15 protein-coding genes are annotated in these 16,009 nt (G+C 60.0%); 6 read left to right on the top strand and 9 right to left on the bottom strand.

Annotated features, from left to right (window positions below; genetic code table 11):
• Positions 1–39: 39 nt before the first annotated feature.
• On the bottom strand, positions 40–1,143 hold the full coding sequence (gene ald, locus J3L12_RS02240) for an alanine dehydrogenase (RefSeq protein ID WP_208013406.1): 1,104 nt from the start codon (positions 1,141–1,143) through the stop codon (positions 40–42).
• Between the two features lie 101 nt (positions 1,144–1,244).
• Between ald and J3L12_RS02235 the strand changes: the two genes are divergently transcribed.
• On the top strand, positions 1,245–1,703 hold the full coding sequence (locus J3L12_RS02235) for an Lrp/AsnC family transcriptional regulator (protein ID WP_208013405.1): 459 nt from the start codon (positions 1,245–1,247) through the stop codon (positions 1,701–1,703).
• Positions 1,704–1,748: 45 nt separating this feature from the next.
• Here the strand turns inward: J3L12_RS02235 and truB are convergent, their stop codons facing one another.
• Positions 1,749–2,678, bottom strand: coding sequence for a tRNA pseudouridine(55) synthase TruB (truB, locus tag J3L12_RS02230; protein ID WP_208013404.1), 930 nt, complete (start codon positions 2,676–2,678; stop codon positions 1,749–1,751).
• A gap of 362 nt (positions 2,679–3,040) precedes the next feature.
• Between truB and J3L12_RS02225 the strand changes: the two genes are divergently transcribed.
• The 4 genes from J3L12_RS02225 to J3L12_RS02210 all read left to right on the top strand — a co-directional run bounded on the left by J3L12_RS02225 (position 3,041) and on the right by J3L12_RS02210 (position 6,548).
• Positions 3,041–3,847: an enoyl-CoA hydratase/isomerase family protein gene (locus tag J3L12_RS02225; protein ID WP_208013403.1), complete on the top strand. Its 807-nt coding sequence runs from the start codon at positions 3,041–3,043 to the stop codon at positions 3,845–3,847.
• A gap of 397 nt (positions 3,848–4,244) precedes the next feature.
• Positions 4,245–5,207: a pseudouridine synthase gene (locus J3L12_RS02220; protein WP_208013402.1), complete on the top strand. Its 963-nt coding sequence runs from the start codon at positions 4,245–4,247 to the stop codon at positions 5,205–5,207.
• Positions 5,113–5,643 carry a hypoxanthine phosphoribosyltransferase gene (gene hpt / locus J3L12_RS02215; protein ID WP_208013401.1) on the top strand — a complete coding sequence of 177 codons (531 nt, stop codon included), beginning with the start codon at positions 5,113–5,115 and terminating at the stop codon, positions 5,641–5,643. Before J3L12_RS02220 ends, hpt begins: the two co-directional genes overlap by 95 nt.
• A 227-nt stretch (positions 5,644–5,870) precedes the next feature.
• Positions 5,871–6,548, top strand: a complete 678-nt coding sequence (locus tag J3L12_RS02210) for a queuosine precursor transporter (protein ID WP_208013400.1) — start codon at positions 5,871–5,873, stop codon at positions 6,546–6,548.
• Between the two features lie 672 nt (positions 6,549–7,220).
• Here the strand turns inward: J3L12_RS02210 and coaBC are convergent.
• The 7 genes from coaBC to J3L12_RS02170 all read right to left on the bottom strand — a co-directional run bounded on the left by coaBC (position 7,221) and on the right by J3L12_RS02170 (position 14,546).
• The gene (coaBC, locus tag J3L12_RS02200) at positions 7,221–8,444 is read right to left on the bottom strand and encodes a bifunctional phosphopantothenoylcysteine decarboxylase/phosphopantothenate--cysteine ligase CoaBC (protein WP_119276065.1); all 1,224 of its coding nucleotides are present in this window, start codon (positions 8,442–8,444) and stop codon (positions 7,221–7,223) included.
• Positions 8,441–9,205 carry a type III pantothenate kinase gene (locus tag J3L12_RS02195; protein ID WP_208013399.1) on the bottom strand — a complete coding sequence of 255 codons (765 nt, stop codon included), beginning with the start codon at positions 9,203–9,205 and terminating at the stop codon, positions 8,441–8,443. The genes coaBC and J3L12_RS02195 overlap by 4 nt, the downstream gene beginning before the upstream one ends.
• A gap of 15 nt (positions 9,206–9,220) precedes the next feature.
• Positions 9,221–10,066: a pantoate--beta-alanine ligase gene (panC, locus tag J3L12_RS02190; RefSeq protein ID WP_208013398.1), complete on the bottom strand. Its 846-nt coding sequence runs from the start codon at positions 10,064–10,066 to the stop codon at positions 9,221–9,223.
• Positions 10,067–10,906 (bottom strand): 3-methyl-2-oxobutanoate hydroxymethyltransferase, encoded by an 840-nt coding sequence (gene panB, locus J3L12_RS02185; protein ID WP_208013397.1) that lies wholly within the window; start codon positions 10,904–10,906, stop codon positions 10,067–10,069.
• Positions 10,907–11,396: 490 nt separating this feature from the next.
• On the bottom strand, positions 11,397–11,654 hold the full coding sequence (locus tag J3L12_RS16655; RefSeq protein ID WP_243454830.1) for a hypothetical protein: 258 nt from the start codon (positions 11,652–11,654) through the stop codon (positions 11,397–11,399).
• Between the two features lie 760 nt (positions 11,655–12,414).
• Positions 12,415–13,767 carry a glycosyltransferase family 4 protein gene (locus tag J3L12_RS02175; protein WP_243454828.1) on the bottom strand — a complete coding sequence of 451 codons (1,353 nt, stop codon included), beginning with the start codon at positions 13,765–13,767 and terminating at the stop codon, positions 12,415–12,417.
• Complete coding sequence (locus J3L12_RS02170) at positions 13,725–14,546, bottom strand: polysaccharide deacetylase family protein (RefSeq protein ID WP_208013396.1); 822 nt, start codon at positions 14,544–14,546, stop codon at positions 13,725–13,727. The genes J3L12_RS02175 and J3L12_RS02170 overlap by 43 nt, the downstream gene beginning before the upstream one ends.
• A gap of 285 nt (positions 14,547–14,831) precedes the next feature.
• Here J3L12_RS02170 and opgC point away from each other — a divergent pair, with 285 nt between their 5' ends.
• Positions 14,832–15,959, top strand: coding sequence for an OpgC domain-containing protein (opgC, locus tag J3L12_RS02165; RefSeq protein ID WP_208013395.1), 1,128 nt, complete (start codon positions 14,832–14,834; stop codon positions 15,957–15,959).
• Positions 15,960–16,009: the final 50 nt, after the last annotated feature.

The following is a 16,009-nucleotide window of genomic DNA, read 5'->3' as shown; positions in this document are numbered from 1 at the left end:
ATACCCTGAAGCGTATTTACAAACCACGCCCCAAAGCTGTTACAGAGCTGCCCTGGGCTCGGTGTAGGGCAGCCCGAAGGCCTGCGCTACCCCCAGGCAGGTCAGCTTACCCTGGTGGGTATTGAGGCCCAGCATCAGGGCGGGGTCGTCTTGGAGGGCATCCAGCCCCTTCTCGGCCAGTTTGAGCAGGTAGGGCAGGGTCTGGTTGGTGAGGGCAAAGGTAGAGGTGCGCGGCACCGCCCCCGGCATGTTGGCCACGCCGTAGTGCACCACCCCGTCCACCACATAGGTGGGGTCGGCGTGGGTGGTGGGGTGAATGGTCTCCACACAACCGCCCTGATCTACCGCCACATCCACTATCACCGAGGCTTCTTTCATGGTGGATAGCATCTCGCGGGTGACCAGTTTGGGGGCCTTGGCCCCAGGGATCAGCACCGCCCCAATCAACAGGTCGGCGTGCCGGATGGAGGCAGCGATATTGGCCTCGGTAGAAGAAAGGGTAATGACCCGCCCGCCAAACACATCGTCCAGGTACTGCATCCGGGCTTTGCTCACGTCCAGGATGGTCACCTGAGCGCCCATACCCAGGGCAATTTTGGCGGCGTTGGTGCCCACGATGCCTCCCCCGATAATCACCACACTCGCAGGCGCCACCCCTGGCACCCCACCCAAAAGCACCCCACGCCCCCCGTGGGGTTTCTCCAGGGCGGCAGCGCCCACCTGCGGGGCCATGCGCCCGGCCACCTCGCTCATGGGCAGCAGCAAGGGCAGGGAGCCATCCTCGAGCTGCACCGTTTCATAGGCGATGCCGGTAGTTCCCCCCTCGAGCAAAGCCTTGGTGAGCGGCTCATCGGCGGCTAAGTGCAAATAGGTGAAGAGAATGAGCCCCTTGCGCAGGTACTTATACTCTTCGGCTATGGGTTCCTTGACCTTGACCACCAGATCGGCGGCCCAGGCCTCCGAAGCGCTCACAATTTCGGCCCCGGCTTTTTGATACTCGGCATCGGATATCCCCGAGCCCACCCCGGCACTCTGCTGCACCAGTACCTTGTGGCCCCGCCGTACCAGGCTGGTTACACCTCCTGGCGTGAGGGCCACACGGTTCTCGAGGGTCTTGATCTCCTTGGGTACACCAATCACCATAGCTACCTCCTGTTTTTCCCCAAGAATAGAGGCTTTTTGGAGCACATAAAAGCGATTTCTTACAGACAAAAAGGCTTTGTGTTTTACAAACTTAAGGCATAATGACAAGAGTGGCTTCCAAACTGCTTGATAAGGCCAACATCGCCATCCTGAACGAATTGCAAAAGGACGGTCGGCTCTCCTACCGGGAGCTGGGCCGACGGGTGGGGCTCTCGACCCCTGCCGTCACCGAGCGGGTGCGCCGTCTGGAAGATGCCGGCATCATTGCGGGCTATGGAGCGCGGATCAACCCAGGCGCACTGGGGTACACCATCACCGCCCTGATCGAGGTGGCTACCCCGCCGGGACGCTACCAGCAGATGCTCGAGTTTGCCCGTACCACCCCTGCGGTGCGTGAATGCTATTTTGTGACCGGCGAATCGTCTTTTGTGGCCAAGGTCATGACGCCATCCGTGGAGCACCTGCAAGAACTCATCCAGCAGCTTGGCTTCTACGGCAGCACCCGCACCTCGGTGGTCTTATCCCAGCCCATCATCAAGGAAACCTTCGAGGTGGAGTGAAGGCTCTAGAGGGTCGAGTGTCCAGGGTATAGGAAGATCGGCTGCCTACTCCTTGAACACCCGCTTGATGCGCAGCTTGAAGCCATCCCCCTCGGCCATGGCCACCAGGCGGCGCTTGGGGCCAACCAGGGCCACCAGTCCCTTGGCCGGGATGGGCAGCGGTACACCCTCCATCACCCGCTTGGCCTCGGCATGGGAGAGTTCGACACTGGGGCAGGAGAGGGCCTCGAGCTCATCCAGGGTTTTTCTGATATCCAGGTGTTCGATTTCCTGGGCCTGCTCGAGGCCAATCTTGCCCACCCTGGTTCGCACCAGACCCGATAAAAAGGCTTTACTGCCCAGTTGTTCGCCCAGGTCTCGAGCAAAAGAGCGCACATAGGTTCCGGGCCCCACCACCAAACGAATCACCGCCGTCGGGTAGTCGCCCAGGGGCCTGGGTAACTCCACCTGGCGGCCCCGCTCCGATAGCTGCCAGCCCGCTGCCGAGTGGGCAATGCGGTAGGCGATGGGGGCCGGGTCGTAAGCCAGCAGGGTCACCTCGTGATACTTGACCGGGCGGGCCTCGAGCTTTAGCGTCTGTCCTTTACGCGCCGCCTCGTAGGCCTTGACCCCCCCCACCTTCACCGCCGAGTAAGCCGGGGGCGTCTGCTCCATCATGGTCAAAAATGCAGGCAGAACCGCTTCAATCTCGCGCTGGGTGGGGCGCCGGGGCGTTTCTTCTACAATCGGCCCCTCTGCATCCAGGGTCTCGGTGGTCGCCCCAAAGGAAACCCAGGCAAGGTATTCCTTTTCTTCTGCAGACAAGAATGGTACCAGTTTGGTCGAAACATCCGAGGCCAGGATCAAGACCCCGGTGGCCAATGGGTCAAGGGTGCCGGTGTGGCCTACCCGGCGCGTGCCCAGCAGTTTGCGGGCCATGTCTACCACGTCGTGCGAGGTACGGCCCAATGGTTTGTTCACGGCAAATAGGGCCATGCCAGCGGATTCTACAAAGAAACCCGCCAATGGGGTAGGCTCAGCAAGGCGCCCATAGCCCAAAACCGAAGGCCGAAAGCAGCATGCTATAGCTTGTAGCTTGTGGCGAGTGGCTTGTGGATTGGAGGCGTTATATCTCCACCAGAACCCCTTTTCTTCTCCCCTTGCGGAAGAAGGTGGCGACACCCTGTCAGCAAAACAGGAAAATAGCGCCAGAGACGTTATCAACTGCGTCTGGGGTGTCGCCGGATGAGGGGGTATAGGAATGCCTCTCAAAAATTACTCTTCAGGCAAAGTTGGTATTGGCTTTCAGCCTTGAGCCTTCCGCTTTCGGCTTTCAGCCAATTGCGTAAACTGCTGGCATGAACTGGCAACAGCGTTACCAGCGTTTGAAGTTTGACCAGCCCAGTGAAGGGGTGCAGGAGGTCATCCTTTCCAATCCAGGCCGCCTGAATGCTGCCGACAGCCAGATGCACCGCGAGCTGGCCTATGTCTGGCGGGACATAGATGCCGATGAAAATATCGGTGCGGTGCTGGTGCGGGGCGAGGGTGGGGCCTTCAGCAGCGGCGGCGACTTCGAGATGATCGAGGAGATGATCCACGATTACGAGGCCCTGCTGCGGGTCTGGAAGGAAGCCCGCGACCTGGTATACGGAGTGGTGAACTGCTCAAAGCCCATCGTGGCGGCCATCGAAGGCCCTGCGGTGGGGGCCGGGCTGGCCGTGGCGCTGCTGGCCGACATTAGCGTGGCAGGCAAAACCGCCCGCATTGTGGATGGACATGTGCGGCTGGGGGTGGCGGCAGGTGACCACTCGGTAATGGTCTGGCCTTTGCTGTGCGGGCTCAGCAAGGCCAAGTATTACCTTTTGCTCAACGAGCCCCTCTCGGGAGAGGAAGCCGAGCGGATTGGACTGGTGTCCCGGTGTGTGGAGGATGGCGCGGTCTATGCCGAAGCGCTCCAGATTGCCCAGCGGCTCACCCAGGGCTCCCCCACCGCCATTCGCTTCACCAAGTATGCCCTCAACAACTGGCTCCGCATGATGGGGCCCAACTTCGACACCTCGCTGGCGCTGGAGTTTATGGGCTTTTTGGGCCCCGATGCCAAAGAGGGGCTGACGTCACTTCGGGAAAAGCGCAGGCCCCGGTTTCAGAAAAAGTCCCCTCTTTAGCGGAAGTCGCGCCCGGCTGATTCTTGTTTCACCGACCTCGAGGGCGGAATGTACCAGGAAGATGCGACGGTATTCCTCCAGCCCACATTGCTTCCAAACGACCCACACTCCCGCAGCTCCTGAAAAACAACATCCTGCGAAAGGGGCGGGGTCGGGTGTGTCCCTGTTTCAACCAGCCTCAACAACCCCAACTCGCCGTGAAACCCCTCTGGATGCCGATCACCATAGCGGCACTGACCTTCCGGCGCAGACCGAGTACCCCTACGGGGGCTTGGATAGAGCTTTGTGCAGCACCCCAAGGGGGATTGACCGTCTGGGTTCATTGGTTGATTTTGGGACGCACCCGGCGGGGTCTGCTCGACCTATACCCAACCATTCTTGCGTTAGTATAGGAGTTATGCGCCTTCAGCAGTTCCTGGCCCGCGCAGGCATTGCCAGCCGCCGCAAAGCGGAGGACTTGATTCGGGCCGGACGTGTATCCATCAACAATCAGGTTGCAGAAATTGGAGCCATCGTGCAGACCGGCGACATCGTGCGGCTGGATGGGGAGCGGGTGCGGATGCCTCAAAAAAAGGTGGTCATTGCGCTGCACAAACCCAAGGGCTACACCACCACCCACGAAGACGAACACGCTGAAAAACTGGTCTACGAGCTGGTGCCCAGGCACCCGGGCCTGCACTCGGTGGGGCGGCTCGACAAAGACACCGAAGGCTTGCTGCTGCTTACCACCGACGGCCACCTCACCCAGCTCCTGACCCATCCCAGCAACCAGGTGCCCAAGCTTTATCGGGCCTGGTGCAAGGGCGGTAGGGTGAGCAAAGAAGCCTGTCAACAACTTACCCAGGGGGTGGTACTGGGGGATGGGCCGGCCAGGGCCCTCACGGCCCAACCGGTCAAGGATGGCGTCAAACTCACCCTGACCGAAGGGCGCAAACGCGAGGTACGGCGTATGCTCCGGAAGGTGGGCTACCCGGTCGAGCGACTGGTGCGGCTGGCGGTGGGGCCCATAGAACTGGGTGAGCTCGAGGTTGGTCAGTGGCGCTACCTTAGCCAGGAGGAAATCAAGTTGCTGTACACCAACGCTGGACTGCCAAGGTTACGCAAGCCAGCCCGGGCCCAGCGCCAAAAACCTGCTGCACTTAGCAGTCAAGCCCCATCCCCTGGTAAACGCAAGGACATTTCCAGCCGGAGTGCGTCCAAGCCTAAACCGGCCAAATCACCCCAGGCCGATGTACGAGCCCAAAAGAGTACCGTAGAATCTAGCAGTGAGCGTCTTTCAACCCGGAAACGGCAAGGTACAACTCAGCGAGGCCCAGATCGTCGCTCGCATACGCGAGCTGGGCGCACAGATAAAACGTGATTACGCAGGACAGGAGCCCCATCTGGTGTGTGTGCTGAATGGGGCCTTTATCTTCATGGCCGACCTGGTGCGGGCCATAGATATGCCGCTTACCATAGACTTTTTGGCGGTTTCCTCCTACGGCAACGCCGAGAAAACCAGCGGCGAGGTGGAGCTTTTGAAGGATTTACGAATGCCCATTGCCGGACGGCAGGTAATCGTCGTTGAAGATATTGTGGACACCGGCATCACCATCAACTACCTCCTGCGCATGCTGGAAGCCCGCCAGCCAGCTTCGCTCAAAATCGCCGCGCTGCTTTCCAAACCTTCACGGCGCAAAATCGAAGTCCCCATCCATTACCTGGGCTTCGAGATCGAAGATGCCTTCGTCTACGGCTATGGCCTCGACCGGGGCCAGTTCGACCGCAATCTGCCCTTTATCACCTCTCAAGCCTGAAAAATGCTGCGTGAAAAGGCCTGTGCGGATTATTGTGGCGGACGATTTGTATCCTGAAAAACCCTCTCTTCCAGCTAACAGCCTGGGGCGCTAAAATGAGTCTCTTCAATCCTCGACATTTTTTACTTTAGACCCCAAACCGACTTTTGGCCTGCGACCTGAGACTTTCGACGTTTAGGCATGCCCCAAGCAATCAAAACCCGGTCAACCAATCACCAGCGCAACCTATGAAAAGCTATCGTTACCTTGACCTCATCACCGCTCTCTTTGTGGTGGTGCTCATCATCTCCAACATTGCCTCCACCAAAGTGGTGCTTCTGGGCCCTTTCACCTTCGACGGCGGCACTTTGTTGTTTCCGCTAGCCTACATTTTTGGCGACGTGCTTACCGAGGTATACGGCTACAAAAAAAGCCGTCGGGTCATCTGGACAGGGTTTTTCTTGCTGCTGCTCTCCACCCTCACCCTGGGCCTGGTCAACCTCCTGCCCGCCCCCACCGACGAGTTTAGTCAGAAGTCCGCCGAGGCTTTCGCGGCCATTCTGGGCCTGGTGCCGCGCATCGTGCTGGCCAGCCTGGTGGCCTATTTTGTGGGTGAGTTCGTCAACAGCTATATCCTAGCCAGGCTCAAAGTGGCTACCAACGGGCGCTGGCTGGCCCTCCGTACCATTGGTTCCACGCTGGTAGGGCAGGGGCTGGACACCGCCCTCTTTCTGCTGATTGCCTTTTATGGTGTCTGGGATAACAGCCTGCTGTGGACGGTGTTCGTATCCAACTACGTATTTAAGGTAGGCATCGAGGTGCTGTTCACACCGCTTACCTACACGGTGGTGGGCTTTCTGAAGCGGGCCGAGCAGGAGGACTATTATGACCGCAGCACAAACTTCAACCCTTTCTCAATTCGGTAGAAAAGTGTTGCTCATTTATTAAATCGGTGTGCTCGGAAAGCTCTATCAAGGCCCCCACCCTGCTGGAGGCATAGTTCCTTCAAGTCCGCACAACTGACAGATCGAGGATTGCTTCGATTACATCGGCCACGTCCTGGTCGGTCATGCGGGGGCTTAGCGGGAGACTAACCATCCGCTCATAGCTATCGTAGGCCACGGGAAAGTCTTGTGGTTTGAAACCATATTTGTCGCGATAGTAGGGGTGAATGTGAATGGGAATGAAGTGAACGGAAGTGCCAATGTTGCGGGCTTTGAGCTCCTCGATCCAGTAGAATCTGCAAAACCTCGGTCGCCGTTTCCTTCACCGCTTCCCTCAAAATCGCCTGCAGGGTATCCTGATCCATGGGGTACCTCCCTTCTCATTGGGTACCCCCATTCATACACAAACCCCTACACTTAATTCCTTACACGACCGCGGGGAGGGACGGGGAGGGGCAAACCACATGCCACTAGCCACAGGCCACGAGTCGTTCTTATACCAGATTCGGTTGGTTCATCGCCGAACGGTGACAGATCAACCCGACCGAAGGGATACGCTTTCTTCGCCGACCGTCAGAGAGGGGTGTGCTCTGGATTCAAAAAGATAGCCTCCGGGGCTCTTAGGATCGGATGATTATCTTTTTGAATCCGGTATTAGCTGCCAGCGACTTCTGCGAGGAGTCCGACCACCCGTGCCAGGACCGCTTCCGCGACCTCGCTCTTCGTCATGAGCGGCAGGTGCTCGACCACCCCACCGGGTAAGAGCAAGCTGACGCGGTTGGTGTCCACGGCAAAACCGGCGTCACGGGCGCTGATGTCGTTGGCGACGATCATGGAGAGGCCCTTGCGCTCGAGCTTGTCCTGGGCGTTTTCCAGCAGCTTCTCGCTCTCGGCGGCGAAACCCACCACCACCGCTGGTCGGCCCACCCGCCGGCGCTGCTCGGCCACGGCCAGCAGGATGTCCTGGGTGTGCTCGAGTTCGATGCGGGGCAAAGCGCCCTTCTTGATCTTGTGGGCCTGAACCTGGCGGGGACGGAAGTCGGCCACCGCGGCGGCCATGATCAGCACGTCGGCCACGCGCGAGAGCTCCAGGACGGCCTCGGCCATCTGGGCGGCGGTCTCTATGTCGGTGCGCTCGGCCCCGGTGGGGGTGCTCAGAGGGGCGGCAGTGGCCCCCACCACCAGGCTGACCCTGGCTCCCAGATCCAGCGCAGCCTGGGCCAAGGCGAAGCCCTGCTTGCCCGAGGAGCGGTTGCTGAGGTAGCGCACGGGGTCGAGGGGTTCTTGGGTGCCGCCCGCACTCACCACCACGTGCTTTCCGGCCAGGGGGCCGTTTCGGCTCGAGGCCAGGCGGACGTGCCCCAGGATTTCGCCCGGCTCGAGCATCCGCCCCAGCCCCGTCAGGCCCGAAGCCATGCGGCCCTGGGCCGGGCCCAGGATCTGCACGCCCCGCTGACGCAGAGTCTGGAGGTTGGCCTGGGTGGCGGGGTGCTCGAACATGCCGCCGTCCATGGCGGGGGCCACCAGCACGGGACAGCGCGCGGCCAGCGCGGTCAGGGTGAGCAGGTTGTCGGCCTGACCCGTGGCCAGTTTGGCCAGGGTGTTGGCGGTGCAGGGGGCGATCACCAGCAAGTCGGCACCCTCGCCCAGGCCGACGTGGACCACGTGGGCGTCGCTGTCCCACAGGCTGGTGTGGGCCTTGCGCCCGGTGAGGGAGGCGAAGGAGAGCGCCGTGACGAAGCGCTCGGCCCCGTCGCTCAGGATCACGTCCACCAGGGCTCCGGCCTGGGTGAGCTTGCTGGCAAGGTCGGCGGCTTTGTAGGCGGCGACGGAGCCGCTGACACCCAGCACGATGCGCTTGCCCTGCAGGGGGTTCACCGGTTGAGCTCCCAGATGATGCGCAGACCGTCGAGGGTCAGCCAGGGGGCGATGATCTCGATGACCGGCGTTTCCCGCGCGATGAGCTCCGCCAGGCCGCCGGTCCCGATGACCTTCATCTGCGGGCCGAGCTCGGCGCGGAAGCGGGCCACCATGCCCTCGACCAGGCCCACGTAGCCGAACAGGAGCCCCGACTGCATCGAGTGCACGGTGTTGCGCCCGATGGCCGCGGGGGGGCGTTGCAACTCGACCTTGGGCAGCTTGGCGGCCCGCTGGAACAGGGCTTCGGAAGCGATCCCGATCCCCGGTGCGATGGCTCCTCCCAGGTAATCCCCTTCGACGGTGATGGCGTCGAAGGTGGTGGCGGTGCCAAAGTCCACCACGCAGGCCGGGCCGCCGTAGAGCCTGTGCACCGCGGCGGCATCGACGATGCGGTCGGCGCCTACTTGCGCGGGGTCGTCGTAGCGCACCCGCACCCCGGTCTGGACGCTCGAGTCCACCACCAAAGGCTTCTGCCCCAGGTAGCTCTGCACGGCCTGGACCAGCGTCCCCGTCAGCGGCGGCACCACCGAGGCCATGACCACGGCGTCCACCTGGGCGGGCGAGTAGCCGCTGAAGGAAAGCAGGTTGACTATGCTGATGCCGTACTCGTCGGGCATCCGCTGGGGATCGGTGGCGATGCGCCAGCGCGGCCCCAGTTCCTCGCCCTGGTACAGGCCCAGCGTGATGTTGGTGTTGCCGATGTCAATTGCCAGCAGCATAGGACCCCCTCACACTCATACTCCCTCGAGTAGCACGTTATCGATCAGCCGGGTCTTGCCGAAATGGGCCGCCAGGGCGATGAGCACGTCACCGCCGAGGTGGGTGAGGGGCTCGAGGTTCTCGGCATCGACGATCTCGAGGTATTCGAGGCGGCACAAAGGCTCGGCCTCGAGCATCCGTCGCATCCCGGCCAGCAGCACCGCGGCCTCACGCTCGCCCTCCTGTACCTGGTCTTTGGCCCAGAACAAAGCCCGCGAGAGCACCGTAGCGGCCTGGCGCTCGGCGGGGCTGAGGTACACGTTGCGCGAACTCAGGGCCAGCCCGTCGGGCTCGCGCACGGTGGGGCAGACGACGATCTCGAGGTCGAAGTTGAGGTCGCGCACCATCTTGCGCAGCACGGCGACCTGCTGGGCGTCCTTCTGCCCGAAGTAGGCCCGCTGGGGCTGCACCAGGTGGAACAGCTTGCTCACTACCGTGGCCACGCCCCGGAAGTGCCCCGGACGGAAGCGGCCACACAGCCGCTCGGAGAGGCCCTCCACCGTGACGTAGCTTCGGTAGCCCACAGGGTACATCTCGGCGGCCTCGGGGTGGAACAAGAGGTCTACCCCGGCGGCTTCGGCCATGGCACAGTCGCGCTCCAGGTCGCGCGGGTAGCGGGCGAAGTCCTCGCTGGGGCCGAACTGCGTGGGGTTGACGAAGATGCTCATGACCGTGAAGCGGTTCTGCGCGCGCGAAGCCTCCACCAGCGAGAGGTGGCCCTGGTGCAGATAGCCCATCGTGGGCACCAGGCCGATGCTCCCGGCCTGACGCTCCTTGGCCAGGGCCTCGCGCAGCTCGGGGATGGTTCGGACCAGGCGCATTTAGACCTCCGTCTCCAGGGCCTCGAGCACGGCCTCGTCCTGGCTGAAGGAGTGCTGCTCGGTGGGGAAAGCCCCCACATCGACGTCGTGGACGTACTGCCGCACCGCCTCGGAGCACAGCCCGTGCAGATCCTGGTACTTGCGCACGTGCCGGGGGTTGAATCCGGGGAACAGCCCCAGCATGTCCTGCGTCACCAGCACCTGACCGTCGCACCCCGGCCCCGACCCGATTCCGATGGTGGGGATCTCGAGCCGCCGGCTGAGCCAGGTGGCGAGCCTGTGGGGCACCAACTCCAGCACCAGCGCGAACACCCCGGCTTCTTGCAGCGCCAACGCGCCCTGCACGATTCGGCGGGCGGTCTCGAGGGTCCGGCCCTGCGAGCGGTGCCCCCCGAAGACGTGGACCGACTGGGGGGTGTAGCCCAGGTGCCCCATCACCGGAATCCCCGCCGCTCGGATGGCCCGCACGCTCTCCAGTACCTCCAGCCCCCCTTCGAGCTTCACCGCCTTGCAGCCGCCCTCCTGCACCAGGCGGCCCGCCGCACGCACGCTCTCGTACACCCCCAGGTGATAGCTCAAAAAGGGCATGTCGGCGATCACCAGCGCCCGCCTGGCGCCTCGCGCCACGGCCTTGGTGTGGTGCAGCACGTCCTCGAGGGTGACCCGCGTGGTGTCCTCGTACCCCAGCACCACCATCCCCAGCGAGTCCCCCACCAAGATCGCATCGACGCCCGCCGCGTCGAGGATCTGCGCGGTAGGGTAGTCGTAGGCGGTGAGCATTTTCAGCTTGTGCCCGCGCTGCTTGGCCTTAGCAAAGTCGGTAACCCTGACCGGTTCCATAAACTCCGCCTAGATGTTACCCCAAGCGCCCTTCCACCGATTTACCCCCATCCTGGGTCGGCGATGATGACAGGCTTTCCGTGGGGTGCTTTCAGGGGTGCAGCCCGATGAACTCCAGCCCCGCCGTCTCCGGCCTAGGCTTTTATCACAACCCTCGGATTAGCCTGAGTAGAACTTGGGGATTCACCGAGAACTTTCTAACCGTGCGCAACACCGGCCACTTTTTGAGATGCAAGAGGTTCAGGATGACATCCCGTAAGTACATCAACCCCACCGCCCCCTTGCAGCTTCCCAACACCGTGTCTCACTTGTGGTGTAGGTGGTTCTCCACCTCCCAATGTCCCCCCCACGGACGAGTCAGCGCATAGGCGGTCTCCTCCCGTAGCTCCCCGGTATTCTTGCCACAACCCTCTGTTGCATCCCTCCGTACCTGGTGCTGGATGTGTTGATCCGTGGTCTGGTAGCTGGCAATAGCCCACCAGATCAGTCCCTAGAGCTTCGCCTGGTTCTCTTCCCCCTTTCGCTCCACCACCGCTGCAGCCAGCTCCGGGTTGCACAAAGCGGCATCCCCCGTCAGTATCCAGTCCACCCCCAGCCCCTCCATGCGTACCACCCGTCCATGCGCCGCCGCTGCCTCCCCGGCGTCGGCTGCCCCGCAGGTGTTTCCCATCCGCAGCGACAGGACGATCCCCTGTCGGGACAGAGCCCTGGCGGGCCTGTTCAGCCAGGGGCAAACAGGGTCTGCCATACCTCCTGGGCCCAGTCAAGCAAGGCGGACTGGAGGGCGTCGAGCTGCTTTGAGAGGGACTGGAAGCAACGGTAGAGGGTGGCCCAGGCGGGTACGGATACCCACCTGGTTGAGCAGGAGAGCGCGATGATCCTTCTCCCACTGGCTGATGGCCGGGATGTTGTGCCGCCCAGCCCCCACCGCCATCAAGCAGATCAGCAGCAGGTCTTGCCAGCGATGTTGCGTTTTCAAGTACTCGAGGGAATCGGGTATCCGGGTTAAGTTGCGCCCCTATAAGGTCTAGAGATGAATCCAGGCTGCGTTAGAAAATCATGCTCTGTGCGCAATACCCGAATGATTTTCGATCATGCCATTATCCAAAACATAGATGGGAGGCACTTAGATACGGTGACGGAGTGGGGATGAAAACAGCTTTCATATGTGATTAGAGCGCTCTTCACATTTTTTGAGCCATCCGGCCGCAAAAAGTCTTGTCCTGGACAGAGCAGTGGCCACAGGGAGGAGCGGCCACGCCTGTAACCCTGCATGATAAAAGCCTGTACCGTAAGTGTACTTGAAGCGGTTTTCGGAGAGAATACCGCTGCCCCAATAGGGCAGGCTCTTATCATTTGGCTGGGCATCGTCGCTTCAACCCCTCACCCGGCGACAGTGGTTTCCGCCTGAATTGCTTTATTTGGCCAAAGGGGCGCCAAACTAGCCAGCGCTGTCGCCACCCTCTCCCGCAAGGGGAGAGGGAAAGGGGAAAACGATAAAAGCCCGGCTATGTACTAGACAAATAGCCTTTGGAGGTTTGTTCTGGCCAGTTCGTGCCTGCAGCTTCTGCGTATATATTGAGAAGCATCTGCAAATTTTGTTTGGCGGAATAGTGGGTTTCAAACTCTCGACGGGCCTGCAACCGCATCTCGGCCAGTTTGTTTGGCTGATTGACAAGCCAACGAACTTTTTCAGCCAGGTCTGCAGGATTACGCACTTCAAACAAAAGACCATTCTGCTTCTCTTTGATTACCTGGGGCATCGAACCATAGTTGCTACCGATGACTGGAAGCCCCGTGGCAAATGCTTCTGCCAATGTCATGGGGAAACCTTCATAGGTCACCGAAGGAAATATCAGAAAAGCGGCCTTTTGCATGAGCTCGAATATTTCCTGACGAGGCCTGCGCCCTAGCCACTGCACCTGTGGCATGCTCTCTACCGCCTGTGCAACCCAGGGGCCTAGCGGGCCATCCCCAGCAATTTTGAGGGGAACGTCCAGGCTCATCCAGGCCTTCAGCAACACCTCTATCCCCTTTTCGGGAGCCAGCCGACCCACAAACAAAGCGTAGCCCCCCTGTCCATCACCCGAACCGGGATCGGGGTGTACAAAGTTGGGCTTGAGTCTGAGCTTCTGGGGGTTAAGCCCGCCCTGGATGAACATCTTGCGATTGTGTTCGGTCAACACGATGAAGCGGTCAACTTTATCGGCCCAGGTACGCAGCAGTCGGTGAAGCACCAGCATAGAAGCCACCACGCTCGAGGCGGCCCTACTGCGATAGCACGAATGCCATACCCCCGGCCAGGGAATGCTTCTACCTACACATTGCGTACATTCCCGACCCTCTCGCAACAAAGTTGCGTTAAGGCACAGCAGGCGGTAGTTGTGCAAGGTCTGCACGATGGGCACCCCTTCGGCTTTGAGGGCATGGTAAATAGCCGGAGAGAGCAACGGGAAAGTGTTGTGTACGTGCGCCACGTGCGGTTTGTGTTTTGCTGCCAGGGTACGCATCCGGCGATAAGCCTCGCGGTTCCACAAGGTTACCTGGGCTAGCTCGAGCGGCCCCATCTGGAACAGCTCGTCATTGTGGGCGCTGTACTCTATAACCTCCACACCCGCTTCCTTCAGCATGGTTTTCTCCGCTTGGAAAACCTGGTCTTCGCCCCCTGGCTGCTGGTAAAAGTTGTGAACGATCAGAACCCTTATATGGCTCATTGGACTCACCCCTATCAAAACCTTACCGCCCCAAGGTTGTGTGCGGTCAAATCCTCTACAGTCGATGTCTTGCATTCGCGCCATGAACGCGATTCTCAAGTTCGCTAAAGCATGCCCACAAGCCAGCTGCTTTCGGCGAATCCCCAATACTCCCCTTCTAGCAAAGCGTATGCGTAGATTTTCCTCTGCCAGTTCCTTTGTTGCAAAGCAAAACGCCACTCCTGGAAATACCCAATGGGGTCGAGTGCGCCGTACACCATGGCCTCGAGCTCGAGTTCGCTTTCCTTGACCACGGTAATGCGCGGTACACGCATGGGCGAGTCCTGGGGTCTTAGGCCCCGCCAGCAAACCGTACCGGCCTGGGTGTAGCCCAATCTCTTTGCAATGGAACAGGTCGTCAGATCGAAGGCCTTGCCCGGTACGCCAAAAGGGTACGCCAGGGCATTAACCGGAGCCCCCAGGGTTTGCTCGAGGATTTCCTTACTCAGCCGGAGCTCCTCTTCCTGTTCGTAAGGAGGCAGACTGCGCAGGTTGCGGTGGGTGTGGGTGTGCGCTCCTACCAGCATCCCGGCTGCAAACAGCTCCCGGAGAGCCTCCGTGTCCAGGAAATCCTCGGCATTAGTCTGAAAGACCCGGGCGAATATATCCAAGATGACAGGATCGCGCCGCAAAAAACCCGTCGAAACGAAAAAAGTGGCCCTTAGACCATACTTTTTTAGAAGTGGCACAGCATGTTGCAGATTATCCAGGAAGCCGTCGTCGAAGACCAGGGCGACCCGGGGCCGGTTGGATGCTATCGGCTCCAGTACCTCTGAAAAATCCACCACCTCACAGTGGGCCGCCAGCCAGGCCAGATGCTGCTCGAAGACATCGGTTGGGGTAGAGTTGAAGAGAAGGTTGTTAGATCGCACCGAATGGTAGTTCAAAACCACCGTACGTCGGTCTGGCAATTGGCCCAAGGCTTTCACTAGCCGGAAGTTCCTGAACAACAAGCTTCGCAGAGCGTGCAGTGGCCGGGTATACGGGTTCACGAAAATTTCTCCTTGTGCAAAGTACGCCTTAAGAATCGGTCTAAACTATCCAAAATCATCCTCCGAGAAACTTGACCTAAACCATGCAAGCAGAGCCGCAAGAGCCACCTTGGCTACAATGTCTCCCTGGTTCGATTGTACCTATCATGTCATACCGCGAAGGGTCAAAAGCATCCGTACGTGGCCTTCGGTGTGCTTAGAATGGGTCATATGCCACGATGGCTCGCACAAATGTATTACCCAAGCACCTCCAAGCGTGATTTACGCATTGACTGGCTGCGCGGCTTCGCGCTTTTCGTAATGATCATTGACCACATTGGAAGCGAAACCTCCTGGTTTTATTCCATTACCGGTCGTGGCAACTATTACATTAGCGCTGCCGAGGGCTTCTACTTCATATCGGGTTTGACACTGGGCATCCTGGTCGCCCGTCAGGGTTTGGGCAAATCCCTCGAGCACGTCCTGATGCGCACCTGGGTCTTGTACAGGACGACAGTTCTGATCTGCCTTGGGTTCGTCTTTGCTAGCTACTGGGGCCTTCATGTCTGGTACGAAGAGTGGGATAAATCGCAAAACCTACTCGAGTTTATGGCTGGCGCCTTGACCCTTTATAACAGCTACAACGGCTCCGGCATTTTGGCGCTGTATGTGTTCTTTATGCTGCTAACCCCGCTGGCGATCTTTTTCATATTCCGGGGCTACACCTGGGCTGTGGTGTTGGCCAGCCTGACCACCTACGCACTCAGCCAAACTTATCCCGGTGCAGTGGATGTACCCATCAGCACTTTGTTTTTTGAGCCTGCCTGGCAACTGCTGTTCTTTGGCGGTCTGATTATAGGTTTTCACCGCGAACGCCTGAGTCGGTTTTGGGCCCAGATCCCCTACGTGCGCGACGGCCTGAGCGGGCTCATCTTCCTGACCGCTGCTTTGTTCATAGTTGTGAAGGTCAACGGTCTATGGCCCCAACTTGACAAAGTGGCGATCGGTGATGATCCGCAACAACTTCTGGTCTGGCCCAGGCTTTTGCTGGTAGCCTTGTATCTGCAAGCTTTTTACCTTCTAATCACCTGGTTTTGGAAGCCTCTCAATAAAGCCACCGGCTGGCTGCTGATCCCGCTGGGTTCGGCCTCGCTATGGACGTTCACCTGGCACCTAATCGTCATGGTGCCCTTGTATAACCTGCTCGACTATCCGGAACTCACCTCCAATATCTGGGCAGGCACCGCTTTTCACCTGCTAAGTTTGCTGATCATCTGGAGCTCGATTCTGCTGTACCGCCGGTGGCGCAAAAGCCGCTCCGCACAATAAGGGCGGCCGGATTCGGCTTCAACGGTACAACAATCTGCTTGGAAGCGCCG

This window comes from Meiothermus sp. CFH 77666 (assembly GCF_017497985.1).
Taxonomy (GTDB): Bacteria; Deinococcota; Deinococci; order Deinococcales; family Thermaceae; genus Meiothermus.
This window is presented reverse-complemented; position numbering and strand designations above follow the sequence as displayed.